Source organism: Streptomyces sp. NPDC054847, from assembly GCF_053610925.1.
In genome coordinates this window covers 6,915-19,237 of record NZ_JBSGZJ010000019.1, presented here as the reverse complement: position 1 = coordinate 19,237, position 12,323 = coordinate 6,915, and the positions used below count along the sequence as shown (strand labels likewise).

Here is a 12,323-nt window from a genome sequence, read left to right as displayed (position 1 = left end):
CGAGGGGTGACGCTGGAGGCATGAGTGACGTAATCCCCCACGGCACCGTCGAGACCCGGGACGACGGCACTCACCTGCTGCGGTACGAACTCCACCTGCCGCATCCGGTGATTCCGGTGTGGGCCGCCGTCGCCACGCCCGAAGGGCTGCCGACCTGGCTCTGCGCCGCCGACGTACTCGAACCGAGAGTCGGCGGCGCGGTGCGGCTCCGCCGTCTCGACGCGGACGCCGAGGGCCGGCACACCGTCGCCGAAGGACATGTCACCGCCTGGGACGTGGAGCGGGTCGCCGAGTACACCGTCTCCGTCCATGGCCGTATCCGCTTCCACCTCGAACCGCACCGGGAGGGCAGCACCGTGGTGCGCTTCACCAACGGACTGCGCTGCGACGACGACGTGCTGCCGGACTGCCTGGCCTGCTGGCACGACCACTTCGAACTGCTCGACGACGCCCTCGGCGGCAGGCCGACGACCGACTGGGCCGGCTGGACGCCCAAGCGCCGGCAGGAACTGCGGGACGCCTACACCACGGCGTGACGCCGCCCTCAGGCGCCGATGTCCTCCTGCCAGAGACCTGGGCTCGCGGCGACGAAGTCACGCATCATCGTCCGGCACGACGGGTCGTCGAGGAGCACGATCTCCACACCGTTCCCGGCCAGCCAGTCGTGGCCGCCGTGGAAGGTCTCCGCCTCGCCGATCACCACCCGCGAGATGCCGAACTGCCGCACCAGACCGCTGCAGTACCAGCACGGCGACAGGGTCGTCACCATCGTCGTGCCGCGGTAGGAACGCTGCCGCCCCGCGGCACGGAACGCCTCCGTCTCGGCGTGCGCCGACGGATCACCGTCCTGCACACGGCGGTTGCGGCCACGGCCGAGGAGGGTGCCGTCCGCGCCGTAGAGCGCCGCCCCGATGGGGATGCCGCCCTCGGCGAGGCCGGCCCGGGCCTCCGCCACGGCCGTCTCCAGCCATGTCCCGTACCTGTCCTGTGCCATGCGCTTCCTCTCCGCTCCGGGACCCATCGGACGCGCCTATGGGCCCATCGGCAGGACGCCCCACTGGCGCGTGGACCGCCCAGGTGTGCCGCTCGTAGCTTCACAGACATGACAACCGAGACCGCGCAGACCGCCGCGAACGCCACCAGGCGCGGCACCGTCGAACTCACCCTGGCCATGGTGCTCTCCGGCACCCTCGGCATCTTCGTCGTCGAGTCGGGCGCCTCCCCGTTCGAGGTCGTGTTCTTCCGCTGCCTGTTCGGCGCCCTCGCCCTCGGCGCCTACTGCCTGGCCCGCGGCTACTTCACCGATCACGCCTTCACACCGAAGAAGCTGGCGCTCGCCGCGCTCGGCGGCGTGTTCATCGTCTTCAACTGGGTGTTCCTCTTCGAGGCGTACGAGGAGTCGTCCATCTCGCTCGCGACCGTCGTCTACCACACCCAGCCGTTCTACGTGGTGCTGCTCGGCGCGCTGCTGTTCAAGGAGCGGCTGACCGCCGGGACCTTCGGCTGGCTCGGCATCGCGTTCGCGGGTCTCGTCCTCGTCTCCGGCGTGAGCCCCACGGACCCCGGCCCGCTCGCCGGGCTGGGATTCGCCCTGCTGGCCGCGCTGTTCTACGCGGTCTCCACGGTGATCACCAAGCGCGTCACCGGTGTGAAGCCGCATCTGGTCGCGCTGGTGCAGGTGCTGGTCGGCATCCCGCTGCTGCTGCCCTTCGCCGACTTCGCGGCCGTGAGCGGCCTCGGTGCCGGCTGGGCCTGGCTGGTGGGCCTCGGCCTGATCCACACCTGCCTCATGTACGTGCTGATGTACTCGGCCTACCAGAAGCTCGCCACCGCGAAGATCGCCGTGCTGGCCTTCGTCTACCCGGCCGTCGCCATGGTCGCCGACTGGGCGGTGTACGGGCACCACATCGGGCTGGTCCAGGCGCTCGGCGTCCCGCTGATCCTGCTGGCCTCGCTGCGGATCAACCACGCCCGGCAGCCGCGCACCGTGGCCCGCTCCACCACGACCAAGGCACCCGCTACGACTCCTGCTCCCGCACCAGCCGCACCGTCTCGTCGATGAACAGCCGCACATGCCGGGGCAGCCGCTTCCCCTCCCGCCACGCCACCTGCGTGTGCAGCCGGAACGGCGGCTCCCACGGCAGCGCCACCAGCGCCCCGGACGTCAGCTCCGCACGGACCGTCATCCGGGGCAGCAGCGCGACCCCGAGACCCGCGGCCACACCCCGCTTGGTCGCCTCGATCGTGCCGAACTCCATGAACGGCGGCGGCGCCCCGGTCCGCTCGCGCAGTTCGCCCTCGAAGAGGTCCCGGTACGGGCAGCCCGGTTCGGTGCCCACCAGTTGGGCGTCCGCCAGGTCGGCGGTGGTCAGCTCCCGGGCCCCGGCCAGCGGATGGCCGGGCGCGGCCACCAGTACCAGCGGCTCCGGAGCCAGGACCTCGCTCTTGAGGCCCGTGTGCTCCGTCTCCCGTTCCATCAGGAAGCCGATGTCGTACACGCCGTGGCGCAGCGCCCGGCGGGTCTCGTCGCCCAGGGTGGGGCGCAGCGACAGTTTGACCCGGGGATAGCGGTGGTGGAACAACTCGAGCAGTTCCGGGAGCCGGTAGGAGGTGAGCGACTCCATGGTGCCGATGGTGATGGCGCCCGCCGGTTCGTCGGTCTCGACGACGGCCGCCCGCGCCTCTTCGGACAGCTCGATGATCCTGCGGGCGTAGGGCACCAGCCGTTCGCCCGCCTCCGTGAGCCGGATGCGGCTGCCGAGCCGGTCGAACAGCTCGGTGCCCAGGGAGCTCTCCAGCGAGCGGATCTGGCTGGTGACGCTCGACTGGGCGTACTTCAGCTCGGCCGCGGCCTGCGTGAAGCTGAGGTGGGCCGCGACCTTCTCGAAGGTGACCAGCAGACGGATCTCCACGTCAGGACTTGTCGCCCTCGCCGCCCTGCTCGCGCTTCTTCAGCTCCTCCTCGCGGCGGCGCAGGTCGGCCTCCCAGTCCTTGAGGACCGCCTCGTCCTTCTCGTTCTCGTCCTTGAGGGACTTCAGGAAGTCCGGGTTGTCGTCGGGGGCGACCCACTGCGTGCGGTGGTTGCGGTGCCATTCGGAGGGGGTGCGGCCGCCGGCGGGGGCGTGGCGCATCTTGCCGGCGGCGAACCAGACGATCGGGCCGACGATCCAGAAGAGCAGGATGATGAACACCCAGGCCAGCTTGGGGAGATGCTTCGCCTCGTCCTCGGGGGTGTTCAGGCAGTCGACGAACGCGTAGATCGTCAGCGCCAGCGGCAGGATGTACATCAGCGCCCTGAGCATGTGGGACAGCCCCCTGGAGACTTAGGCGGGGCGGCGTTTCCCCTGCCCCGGTGACGGGGCCAGGGTAGCGGGTGACCGATACTTGACCCCATGGCTTACGACGATCTTCGCTCCCTGCTCCGGGCGCTGGAGCGCGAGGGCGACCTCAAGCGCATCAAGGCCGAAGTCGACCCGTATCTCGAGGTCGGGGAGATCGTCGACCGGGTGAACAAGGCAGGCGGTCCGGCCCTGCTGTTCGAGAACGTGCGCGGCTCCGCGATGCCGCTCGCGATGAACGTGTTCGGCACCGACCGCCGGCTGCTGAAGTCGCTCGGGCTGAAGTCCTACGCGGAGATCAGCGACAAGATCGGCGGGCTGCTGAAGCCCGAGCTGCCGCACGGCTTCATCGGGGTGCGCGAGGCGTTCGGCAAGCTCGGGTCGATGGTCCACGTGCCGCCGAAGAAGGTGAAGGACGCGCCCGTGCACGAGGTCGTCCTGCGCGGCGACGACGTCGACCTGGACGCCCTGCCCGCGCTGTTCACCTGGCCACAGGACGGCGGCTCCTTCTTCAACCTGGGCCTCACCCACACCAAGCACCCGGAGACGGGCGTACGGAATCTCGGCCTGTACCGCCTCCAGCGCCACGACCGGCGCACCATCGGGATGCACTGGCAGATCCACAAGGACAGCCGCAACCACTACGCCGTGGCCGCCGAGCGGGGCGAGCGGCTGCCGGTCGCCATCGCGTTCGGCTGCCCCCCGGCCGTGACGTACGCCTCGACCGCGCCGCTGCCCGGCGACATCGACGAGTACCTGTTCGCCGGTTTCGTCGCGGGCAAGCGGATCGAGATGGTCGACTGCAAGACGGTGCCGCTCCAGGTGCCGGCGAACGCCGAGGTCGTGCTGGAGGGCTGGCTGGAGCCGGGGGAGATGCTGCCCGAGGGCCCCTTCGGCGACCACACCGGCTTCTACACGCCGCAGGAACCCTTCCCTGCCCTGACCATCGACTGCGTCACGATGCGCAAGCGGCCGCTGCTCCAGTCGATCGTGGTGGGCCGGCCGCCGACGGAGGACGGGCCGCTGGGGCGGGCGACCGAGCGTTTCTTCCTGCCCCTGCTGAAGATCATCGTGCCGGACATCGTGGACTACCACCTGCCGGAGTCGGGTGGCTTCCACAACTGCGCCATCGTCTCGATCGACAAGAAGTACCCGAAGCACGCCCAGAAGGTGATGCACGCCATCTGGGGCGCGCACATGATGTCGCTGACCAAGCTCATCGTGGTGGTCGACAAGGACTGCGACGTCCACGACCTGCACGAAGTCTCCTGGCGCGCGCTCGGCAACACCGACTACGCACGCGACCTCACCGTCGTCGAAGGCCCCGTCGACCATCTGGACCACGCGTCCTACCAGCAGTTCTGGGGCGGCAAGGCAGGCATCGACGCGACGCGCAAACTGCCGGAGGAGGGGTACACGCGGGACGGGGGCTGGCCGGAGATGGTCGAGTCCGATCCCGCGACGGCGGCGCTCGTCGACCGCCGCTGGAAGGAGTACGGCCTGTGAGTCCCATCGCCGTGGGCGGTCCCGCCCTCTTCATCGGCACCGACACCGACTACGTGGCCCTGGTGCGCCCCGAGCTCGACCCCGCCGACCCGGGCGTCCGGCTGGCCGCCGAGCAGGCGGGCGTCGCGCCCGAGGAGTTCGCGGGCGCCGGCGACACCTGGGCGGTCCTGCTGGAGAACGACGGCGAGGGCGACGGCTTCGAGCTGCCCGGTGTGCGCGACGCGGAGCCCGCCGATTTCGCGGAGCGGCTGCGCGCGGAGCTCGCCGCGGCGTCCGGGCCGTTCACCGTCGACGGCGGGGCGGTGCTGAGTCTGGACGCGCGTCCGGCCGGTGCGGACGCGTACGCCTTCACGGCGCGCGTCACCCCGCCCGACGACGAGACCGGGACGCCGCTGACCGTGGAGACGGGCCCGCTGCCCGTCGCCGGGCTGCTGGCCGACCTCGACGCGTTCCTCGGGAGCCTCGCATGATGACGACCGCAGACGGGGTCGTGGGTTCCGGCCCGGCACCGCAGCCCACCGGGAAGGTGAAGGCCTTCCTGCGGCTGGTGATGATCGAGCACTCGGTCTTCGCGCTGCCCTTCGCCTACATCGCCGCCCTCACCGCGATGTTCCAGCTGGACGGGCAGGTCCACTGGACGGACCTGCTGCTCGTCACCGTCGCCATGGTGGGTCTGCGGACCTTCGCAATGGCCTGCAACCGGATCATCGACCGGGAGATCGACGCACGGAACCCGCGCACCGCGGGGCGCGAACTGGTCACGGGCGCGGTGTCCGTACGGTCCGCGTGGACCGGCGCGCTGATCGCGCTGGTCGTCTTCCTCGGCGCGGCGGCGCTGCTCAACCCGCTGTGCCTGGCGCTCGCGCCGGTCGCGGTCGTGCCGATGGTGGTCTATCCGTACGGCAAGCGGTTCACCGACTTCCCGCACGCCATCCTCGGTCTCGCGCAGGCCATCGGCCCCGTCGGCGCGTGGATCGCGGTCACGGGCGAGTGGTCGTGGGACGCGGTGATCCTGGGCCTGGCCGTCGGCGTGTGGATCGGCGGCTTCGACCTGATCTTCGCCTGCCAGGACGTGCAGGCCGACCGTGCCCACGGCGTGAAGTCCGTCCCCGCCCGCTTCGGCATCCCGGCCGCGCTGTACGGCGCCCGCGCCTCGCATGTCGTGACGACGGGCCTGCTCGTCTGGTTCGCGCTGGCGACGGACGCGGGCGTGCTGTTCTGGGCGGGCCTGGTGATCGTCGCGGCGGCGTTCCTCTACGAGCACACGATCGTCCGGCCGCACGACCTGTCCCGTCTGAACAGGGCTTTCTTCACGACGAACGGCTTCATCGGGATCTCGCTCTTCGTGTGCGCCCTGCTCGATCTCGTGGTGCGGGGCCTGACGGTCTGACCGTCCCGTCCGCTCAGGCCCGGGCGCGGCCGCGGAAGACGAACGCGGCCCCGATGCCCGCCAGCAGGCCGAAGAGGTGGCCCTGCCAGCTCACGCCCGTGTTCGCGGGGGAGAGGCCGAACAGGATCGAGCTGCCCCAGACCGCGCCGATCAGCAGGCCCACGCACACGTCCAGCAGCTTGCGTTCCACGAAGCCGCGCACCACGAGGTAGCCGAAGAGCCCGAAGACCAGGCCGGAGGCGCCCGCGGTGTTGGCCCCCGAGGGGGAGAACAGCCAGACGCCGATGCCCGCCACCAGGATGATCATCAGCGCCACGGCGAGGAAGCGGCGCACGCCGGCCAGCGCCGCGAGGAAGCCGAAGACCAGCAGCGGGACGCTGTTGGCGGCGAGATGCGCGAAGCCGAAGTGCATGAACGCCGACGGCACGATGTCGACCAGTTCGTCGGGCTCACGGGCGACCACGCCGTAGGAGTCGAGGGCGTGTCCCGTCGCCACGTCGACCGCTTCCAGCAGCCACAGCAGGGCGACGAAGGCGAGGACCAGCTTGGCCGCGGCCCAGGCCCGCTCCGATCTGCCCCACTGCTTGACCTCTGTACGGGTCATCGTCGCCCCCTGCGGTGTGCACGCGCTTGTGTGACGGGAACGTCCCGCGCACCGTGCCCGGTTCCGCGTTCGCGCCGCCGGATAGGCTCGGCGGTGTGGAGCAGCGAGAAGTGAACAGTCGACGGCCCTGGGTCGTGGGGGTGTCCGGTGCTTCCGGCACGCCGTACGCGGCCGCCGTGCTGCGCGGTCTGCTGGCCGCCGGCGAGAGCGTGGACCTGGTGGTCAGCAGGGCCTCGCGGCTGACGTTGCTCGACGAGACCGGTATCGCCTTCCGGGACGCGCACTGGCAGGAGGACCTGCGGCAGTGGCTGGCCAGGGGAGCCGACGGGAAGCCGGACAGCTTCGACGTCGATGTGAGCGACGTGCGGCACTGGGCGGCCGGGGACCTCGCCGCCGGGCCGTCGTCGGGGTCGTACCCGGTGAAGGGGATGCTCATCGTGCCGGCGTCGACCGCCTGTGTGGCGGGTGTGGCGCTCGGGCTCTCGAAGGACCTGTTGCAGCGGGCGGCGAGCGTGACGCTCAAGGAACGGCGCCCTCTGGTGGTCGCCGTGCGGGAGACCCCGCTGAACGGACAGACGCTGAAGCACCTGGTGACGCTGGACGAGGCGGGCGCAGTGGTGCTGCCCGCCTCTCCGGCGTTCTACGCGGGGGCGACGCACATCCAGGATCTGGTGGACTTCGTCGCGGGGCGGGTGCTCGACGCGGCAGGGGTGCCGCATCGGCTGTACCGCCGCTGGAAGGGGGAGCTGGGTGGTGGCTCCGGAGGCGATTAGCGCTTCTTGCCGGTGCGCGGTGCACGGGCCGTGGTGGCCTTGCGGGCGGCAGAGGGCTGGTGGGCACGCGAGCGGTTGGCCAGCTCCTGCAGCTGTCGCATGTGGGCGTAGGCCATCTCGATCGTGTACACGGTGAGTGTCATCTCCTGTATGGATCGTGATCCTGTGGGATCAGCTCTGATCATTTGAGTAAATCGCAGGGTGTCGGCCCTGTGTACCTTAGATTCTACACGTAAACTTGCGGTATCGCTGAATAATGGAAGGCTCAGGCATATGGACGCCGTGGACAGGCAGCTCATCCAGGCCCTGCGCGAGAACGGCAGGGCTTCGTACGCCGAGCTCGGCCGGCTCGTGGGGCTCTCCGGCCCCTCCGTCACCGACCGCATCAACCGCCTGGAAGCGGCGGGCGTCATCACCGGGTACCGCGCCACCGTCGACGCCCGCTCCCTGGGCCTCGGCGTCACGGCCCTGATCGGCATCTCGCTCTCCGACGCCGCGGACCACGAGGACGTGGCGCGCCGGCTGAAGGACCTCGCGGAGATCGAGGACTGCTGGTTCATCGCCGGCGACGACTCGTACATGCTCAAGGTGCGCGCGAGCGACGTGGACGGCCTCGAGAAGACGATCCGCCGGCTCTCCGGGACGCGCGGCGTCTCCCGCACACGGACCACCATCGTGCTCTCGACCAAGTGGGAGAACCGGGTCGGCGACCTGCCGGAGGAGAGCTAGGGATACCGTGGGTGGAGCCCGATTGGTAGACGTATGGGAGGCGGCCCGAAGTGGACGCAGGACTCAAGCGCGAGCTCGAGGAGAAGGTCCGGGCCGGTGAGCGGCTGACGCGTGAGGACGGCATCGCCCTCTACGAGTCGGACGACCTGGCATGGCTCGGCGGTCTCGCGCACGAGGTGCGCACCCGCAAGAACGGCGACGTCGTCCACTTCAACGTCAACCGGCACCTCAACATGACCAACGTGTGCACGGCGTCGTGCGCCTACTGCTCGTTCCAGCGCAAGCCGGGCGAGAAGGACGCGTACACCATGCGCATCGAGGAGGCCGTCCGCCTCGCGAAGGCGATGGAGGGCGAGAACCTCACCGAGCTGCACATCGTCAACGGGCTCCACCCCAACCTGCCCTGGCGCTACTACCCGCGCTCGCTCTCCGAGCTCAAGAAGGCCCTGCCGAACGTCTCGCTGAAGGCCTTCACCGCCACCGAGATCCACCACTTCGAGACGATCTCCGGGCTCAGCGCCTCCGAGATCCTCGACGAGCTCATCGAGGCCGGTCTGGAGTCGCTGACCGGCGGCGGCGCGGAGATCTTCGACTGGGAGGTCCGCCAACACATCGTCGACCACCGCACCCACTGGGAGGACTGGTCGCGCATCCACCGCCTGGCGCACGAGAAGGGCCTCAAGACCCCCTGCACCATGCTGTACGGGCACATCGAGGAGCCGCGCCACCGGGTCGACCACGTGCTGCGGCTGCGTGAACTCCAGGACGAGACCGGTGGTTTCCAGGTCTTCATCCCGCTGCGCTACCAGCACGACTTCGTGGACATGCAGGACGGCAAGGTCCGCAACAAGCTCCAGGCACGCACCACGATGGCGACCGGCGCGGAGGCGCTCAAGACCTTCGCCGTGTCGCGGCTGCTGTTCGACAACGTGCCGCACGTCAAGGTCTTCTGGGTGATGCACGGTGTGCAGACCGCCCAACTCGCCCTTCAGCACGGGGCGGACGACATGGACGGCTCGGTCGTCGAGTACAAGATCACGCACGACGCGGACAACTACGGGACGCCGAACAAGCTGACCCGTGACGACCTGCTCGACCTGATCCGCGACGCCGGCTTCCGTCCCGTGGAGCGCAACACCCGCTACGAGATCATCCGCGAGTACCCGGGCCCCGACGCCGACCGCCGCGAGTCGCCGCAGCCCATGCGCGTCTGAGACCCGGGCCGCGTCCGTCTCGCTCTGCGAACCCCGGCCCCGGCCGGGGTTCGCCGTTTTCTACGCTGGCCCGCATGGCCCTCACCTTCGAACTCGACCCGGCCCTCACGAACGAGCTGCGGGACGGTGTCGTCGCGCTCTGGACGGACGTCAGCAACGCCGGCGGCGCCGTCGGCTTCGTCCCGCCCGTGACGGCCGAGGACGTCCGGCCGGGGTGGCTGGGCCACCTCACCGCCATCGCCGAGGGCCGGATGCGGCTGCTCGTCGGCCGCGACGAGGCCGGCGCGATCGCGGCCACCGCCTTCCTCGCCTTCAACACCCACCGCCTGATGAAGCACTGGATCTGGCTCTACACGGTGATGGTCCACCCCGGCCACCAGGGCAGGGGCTACGGGCGCGATCTGATGGCGGCCGCCGCCGATGCCGCCCGCGGGTTCGACGGCATCGAGGCGATACGTCTGACCTGCCGCGGCGGCACCGGCGCCGACCACTTCTACGCCGCCTGCGGCTACAAGGAGGTCGGCCGGGTGCCGGGGGCGATCCGGGTCGGCGACGGCGACGACCGCGACGACGTCATCATGCTGCTGCCCCTCGGCTAGCGCCTGGGGGCGGCGTGCTTCACTGGACAGGCACCCACGTCGTACGCAAGGAAGAAGGCCCGCCGTGTCCGCTGCAAGGACGAGTGCCGCGATCAAGTACACCGCACTGCGTCTGGCGATCTTCGTCGGCTGTTTCGTCGTCGTCGCCGGACTGGTCCAGGTCGGGGCCCTCCCCAAGGGCCTCGGCGACTCCAACTTCGTGTGGGTCGTGCTGCTCGCGCTCGTGCTCTCCGCGCCGCTCAGCTTCGTGCTGCTGCGCAAGCAGCGTGACGCGATGTCCGCCCAGATCGTCACCAAGGTGGACAGCGCCAAGGCCCGTCTCGAGGCCAACCGCAAGCAGGAGGACGGCGTCACCCAGTAGGGCGGGCCGACGGTCACCCGACAGGGCGGGCCGACAGGGGCCCCAAAGGGGAGCTTTGAGCTTCGATAAGTTCAAGTGTTAACGTGTTCGGCGTGAAGACAGCAGTGCGCCACCCAGACGCCGCGAGCCTCCTGCTCGTGGCGCGCCTGCATGTCGATCTGTGCCGCTGCATGTCCGCGGTCTGTTGCCGCCACATCTGACAACCCGGCATCACGCAGCGGCGCCGCGCCTTCACGCGCACGGGCGCCGCACCCCCGTCCCCTGTACTTCCCGAACGCCACCACTGGAGTGCGTCCGTGTCCGCGAACACCGCGTCCACCCCTGCCGGAAAGCAGTCCGGCTCCGGATTCCGTATACCCAAGGTCCCCTTCTGGGCCCAGATCGTCGCCGGTCTGGCGCTCGGCGTCCTGCTCGGCGCCCTCGCCCGCAGCCAGGACATCGGCTGGCTGAAGGACACCCTCGACCAGGTCGGCTCGATCTTCGTCCAGCTGCTGAAGCTGGCCGTCGCGCCGCTCGTGTTCTTCGCCATCCTGGTGTCGATCACCAACCTGCGGAAGGTCAACAACGCCGCACGGCTGGCCGGCCGCACACTGCTGTGGTTCATGATCACGTCGCTGATCGCCGTGGCCATCGGCCTCGTCATCGGACTGGTCACCAACCCGGGCGCGGGCACCGGCCTCACCCCGAAGGACGGCCAGAAGCCGGAGAACGCCGGAACCTGGATCGACTTCCTCACCGGCATCGTCCCGACGGACATCATCACGCCGTTCACCGAGCTGGAAGTGCTCCAGATCGTCTTCATGGCCGCCGTCGCCGGTATCGCCGCACTCAAGCTCGGTGACCGCGCCAAGCCGATCCTCGACCTGAGCGAGTCGGTGCTCGAGCTGCTCCAGAAGGCCCTGTGGTGGGTCATCCGCCTCGCCCCCATCGGCACCGTCGGCCTCATCGGCTTCGCCATCGCCGACTACGGCTGGGAGCTCATCGGCAAGTACGCCACCTTCACCGCCGACGTCTACATCGGCTGCGCCCTGGTCCTGTTCGGCGTCTACCCGCTGCTGCTCGCGACCGTCGCCAAGGTCAACCCCGTCCAGTTCTTCAGGGGCGCCTGGCCGGCCATCCAGCTGGCGTTCGTCTCCCGCTCCTCGGTCGGCACCATGCCGGTCACCCAGAAGGTCACCGAGCGTCTCGGCGTCCCGAAGGAGTACACGAGCTTCGCGGTCCCGTTCGGCGCGACCACCAAGATGGACGGCTGCGCCGCCATCTACCCGGCGCTCGCCGCGATCTTCATCGCGCAGATCTTCGACGTGCAGCTCGGCATCCAGGACTACCTGCTGATCGCGTTCGTCTCCGTGGTCGGCTCCGCCGCCACCGCCGGTCTGACCGGCGCCACGGTCATGCTGACGCTGACCCTGTCCACCCTGGGCCTCCCGCTGGAGGGCGTCGGCCTGCTGATGGCGATCGACCCGATCCTGGACATGATGCGCACCGCCACCAACGTCGCGGGACAGGCGCTCGTTCCCGTCATCGTCGCGGCGCGTGAGCAGATCCTCGACCACGACGCGTACAACAGCGCCACCTCCTCGCCGATCGACGACATCGACGGTGGGGCCGACGCCGGTACCGACGCCGTGACGGCCGAGGAGAAGGGGACCGTGCCGGTCCCCGCCTGACGTCGCACCGCGTCCGGCGGTCGTGCGACCGCCTCCCCTCGTGGGCGGGGGCCGGCGCCCCGCGGGGGCCCCCCGCGGGGTGGGGGGGGGGGGGGGGGCCCCCCCGGCGGCCCCGCCGGCCCGCCGGGGGGCGGGCGG

General features: G+C 70.1%; 16 protein-coding genes. 11 read left to right on the top strand and 5 right to left on the bottom strand.

What is annotated here, in order from left to right; all coding sequences use genetic code 11:
• Window positions 1-20: 20 nt before the first annotated feature.
• Window positions 21-536 carry an SRPBCC domain-containing protein gene (locus ACWGH4_RS04280; RefSeq protein ID WP_453455381.1) on the top strand — a complete coding sequence of 172 codons (516 nt, stop codon included), beginning with the start codon at window positions 21-23 and terminating at the stop codon, window positions 534-536.
• Window positions 537-544: 8 nt separating this feature from the next.
• On the opposite strand, the gene ACWGH4_RS04275 is transcribed toward ACWGH4_RS04280, so the two are convergent.
• Entirely contained in the window at window positions 545-994 is a 450-nt protein-coding gene (locus ACWGH4_RS04275) for a nucleoside deaminase (RefSeq protein WP_453455378.1), read from the bottom strand.
• A 108-nt stretch (window positions 995-1,102) separates the two neighbouring features.
• On the opposite strand from ACWGH4_RS04275, the gene ACWGH4_RS04270 reads away from it, so the two are divergent.
• Window positions 1,103-2,062: a DMT family transporter gene (locus tag ACWGH4_RS04270; RefSeq protein ID WP_453455375.1), complete on the top strand. Its 960-nt coding sequence runs from the start codon at window positions 1,103-1,105 to the stop codon at window positions 2,060-2,062.
• Here ACWGH4_RS04270 and ACWGH4_RS04265 read toward each other — a convergent pair.
• Both ACWGH4_RS04265 and ACWGH4_RS04260 read right to left on the bottom strand, forming a co-directional pair.
• Window positions 2,019-2,912: a LysR family transcriptional regulator gene (locus tag ACWGH4_RS04265; RefSeq protein ID WP_453455372.1), complete on the bottom strand. Its 894-nt coding sequence runs from the start codon at window positions 2,910-2,912 to the stop codon at window positions 2,019-2,021. The two genes, ACWGH4_RS04270 and ACWGH4_RS04265, sit on opposite strands and share 44 nt — an antisense overlap.
• Window position 2,913: 1 nt before the next feature.
• On the bottom strand, window positions 2,914-3,303 hold the full coding sequence (locus ACWGH4_RS04260) for a PLD nuclease N-terminal domain-containing protein (RefSeq protein WP_441265662.1): 390 nt from the start codon (window positions 3,301-3,303) through the stop codon (window positions 2,914-2,916).
• A 90-nt stretch (window positions 3,304-3,393) separates the two neighbouring features.
• Between ACWGH4_RS04260 and ACWGH4_RS04255 the strand changes: the two genes are divergently transcribed.
• From ACWGH4_RS04255 to mqnP, 3 genes are read left to right on the top strand one after another with little or no spacing between them, the layout of a single operon-like run.
• Window positions 3,394-4,845, top strand: coding sequence for a menaquinone biosynthesis decarboxylase (locus tag ACWGH4_RS04255; protein WP_441265663.1), 1,452 nt, complete (start codon window positions 3,394-3,396; stop codon window positions 4,843-4,845).
• Window positions 4,842-5,315, top strand: coding sequence for a hypothetical protein (locus ACWGH4_RS04250; RefSeq protein ID WP_441265664.1), 474 nt, complete (start codon window positions 4,842-4,844; stop codon window positions 5,313-5,315). Before ACWGH4_RS04255 ends, ACWGH4_RS04250 begins: the two co-directional genes overlap by 4 nt.
• Window positions 5,312-6,235: a menaquinone biosynthesis prenyltransferase MqnP gene (mqnP, locus tag ACWGH4_RS04245; RefSeq protein ID WP_453455367.1), complete on the top strand. Its 924-nt coding sequence runs from the start codon at window positions 5,312-5,314 to the stop codon at window positions 6,233-6,235. Before ACWGH4_RS04250 ends, mqnP begins: the two co-directional genes overlap by 4 nt.
• Window positions 6,236-6,248: 13 nt before the next feature.
• Here the strand turns inward: mqnP and ACWGH4_RS04240 are convergent, their stop codons facing one another.
• On the bottom strand, window positions 6,249-6,839 hold the full coding sequence (locus tag ACWGH4_RS04240; protein ID WP_453455364.1) for a rhomboid family intramembrane serine protease: 591 nt from the start codon (window positions 6,837-6,839) through the stop codon (window positions 6,249-6,251).
• A 110-nt stretch (window positions 6,840-6,949) separates the two neighbouring features.
• Between ACWGH4_RS04240 and ACWGH4_RS04235 the strand changes: the two genes are divergently transcribed.
• Complete coding sequence (locus tag ACWGH4_RS04235) at window positions 6,950-7,612, top strand: UbiX family flavin prenyltransferase (protein ID WP_373465422.1); 663 nt, start codon at window positions 6,950-6,952, stop codon at window positions 7,610-7,612.
• Here the strand turns inward: ACWGH4_RS04235 and ACWGH4_RS04230 are convergent.
• A complete protein-coding gene (locus ACWGH4_RS04230; protein WP_441265666.1) occupies window positions 7,609-7,755 on the bottom strand; it encodes a hypothetical protein in 147 nt (48 codons plus the stop codon). The genes ACWGH4_RS04235 and ACWGH4_RS04230 overlap by 4 nt on opposite strands.
• A gap of 130 nt (window positions 7,756-7,885) precedes the next feature.
• On the opposite strand from ACWGH4_RS04230, the gene ACWGH4_RS04225 reads away from it, so the two are divergent.
• The 5 genes from ACWGH4_RS04225 (at window position 7,886) to ACWGH4_RS04205 (ending at window position 12,185) form a co-directional block, all read left to right on the top strand.
• On the top strand, window positions 7,886-8,341 hold the full coding sequence (locus ACWGH4_RS04225) for an Lrp/AsnC family transcriptional regulator (RefSeq protein ID WP_005313883.1): 456 nt from the start codon (window positions 7,886-7,888) through the stop codon (window positions 8,339-8,341).
• Window positions 8,342-8,391: 50 nt separating this feature from the next.
• Window positions 8,392-9,555: an aminofutalosine synthase MqnE gene (mqnE, locus tag ACWGH4_RS04220; RefSeq protein ID WP_005313880.1), complete on the top strand. Its 1,164-nt coding sequence runs from the start codon at window positions 8,392-8,394 to the stop codon at window positions 9,553-9,555.
• 74 nt (window positions 9,556-9,629) lie between these two features.
• Window positions 9,630-10,154 carry a GNAT family N-acetyltransferase gene (locus ACWGH4_RS04215; RefSeq protein ID WP_441265667.1) on the top strand — a complete coding sequence of 175 codons (525 nt, stop codon included), beginning with the start codon at window positions 9,630-9,632 and terminating at the stop codon, window positions 10,152-10,154.
• A 64-nt stretch (window positions 10,155-10,218) separates the two neighbouring features.
• The gene (locus tag ACWGH4_RS04210; RefSeq protein ID WP_307707720.1) at window positions 10,219-10,515 is read left to right on the top strand and encodes a DUF4229 domain-containing protein; all 297 of its coding nucleotides are present in this window, start codon (window positions 10,219-10,221) and stop codon (window positions 10,513-10,515) included.
• Between the two features lie 296 nt (window positions 10,516-10,811).
• A complete protein-coding gene (locus tag ACWGH4_RS04205) occupies window positions 10,812-12,185 on the top strand; it encodes a dicarboxylate/amino acid:cation symporter (protein WP_453455358.1) in 1,374 nt (457 codons plus the stop codon).
• Window positions 12,186-12,323: the final 138 nt, after the last annotated feature.

Bases quoted from the DNA above. Each gene is read 5' to 3' on its own strand.
- ACWGH4_RS04280 (WP_453455381.1), top strand. From the start codon at position 21: ATGAGTGACGTAATCCCCCACGGCACCGTCGAGACCCGGGACGACGGC.
- ACWGH4_RS04275 (WP_453455378.1), bottom strand. From the start codon at position 994: ATGGCACAGGACAGGTACGGGACATGGCTGGAGACGGCCGTGGCGGAG.
- ACWGH4_RS04270 (WP_453455375.1), top strand. From the start codon at position 1,103: ATGACAACCGAGACCGCGCAGACCGCCGCGAACGCCACCAGGCGCGGC.
- ACWGH4_RS04260 (WP_441265662.1), bottom strand. From the start codon at position 3,303: ATGCTCAGGGCGCTGATGTACATCCTGCCGCTGGCGCTGACGATCTAC.
- ACWGH4_RS04255 (WP_441265663.1), top strand. From the start codon at position 3,394: ATGGCTTACGACGATCTTCGCTCCCTGCTCCGGGCGCTGGAGCGCGAG.
- mqnP (WP_453455367.1), top strand. From the start codon at position 5,312: ATGATGACGACCGCAGACGGGGTCGTGGGTTCCGGCCCGGCACCGCAG.
- ACWGH4_RS04240 (WP_453455364.1), bottom strand. From the start codon at position 6,839: ATGACCCGTACAGAGGTCAAGCAGTGGGGCAGATCGGAGCGGGCCTGG.
- ACWGH4_RS04230 (WP_441265666.1), bottom strand. From the start codon at position 7,755: ATGACACTCACCGTGTACACGATCGAGATGGCCTACGCCCACATGCGA.
- ACWGH4_RS04225 (WP_005313883.1), top strand. From the start codon at position 7,886: ATGGACGCCGTGGACAGGCAGCTCATCCAGGCCCTGCGCGAGAACGGC.
- ACWGH4_RS04215 (WP_441265667.1), top strand. From the start codon at position 9,630: ATGGCCCTCACCTTCGAACTCGACCCGGCCCTCACGAACGAGCTGCGG.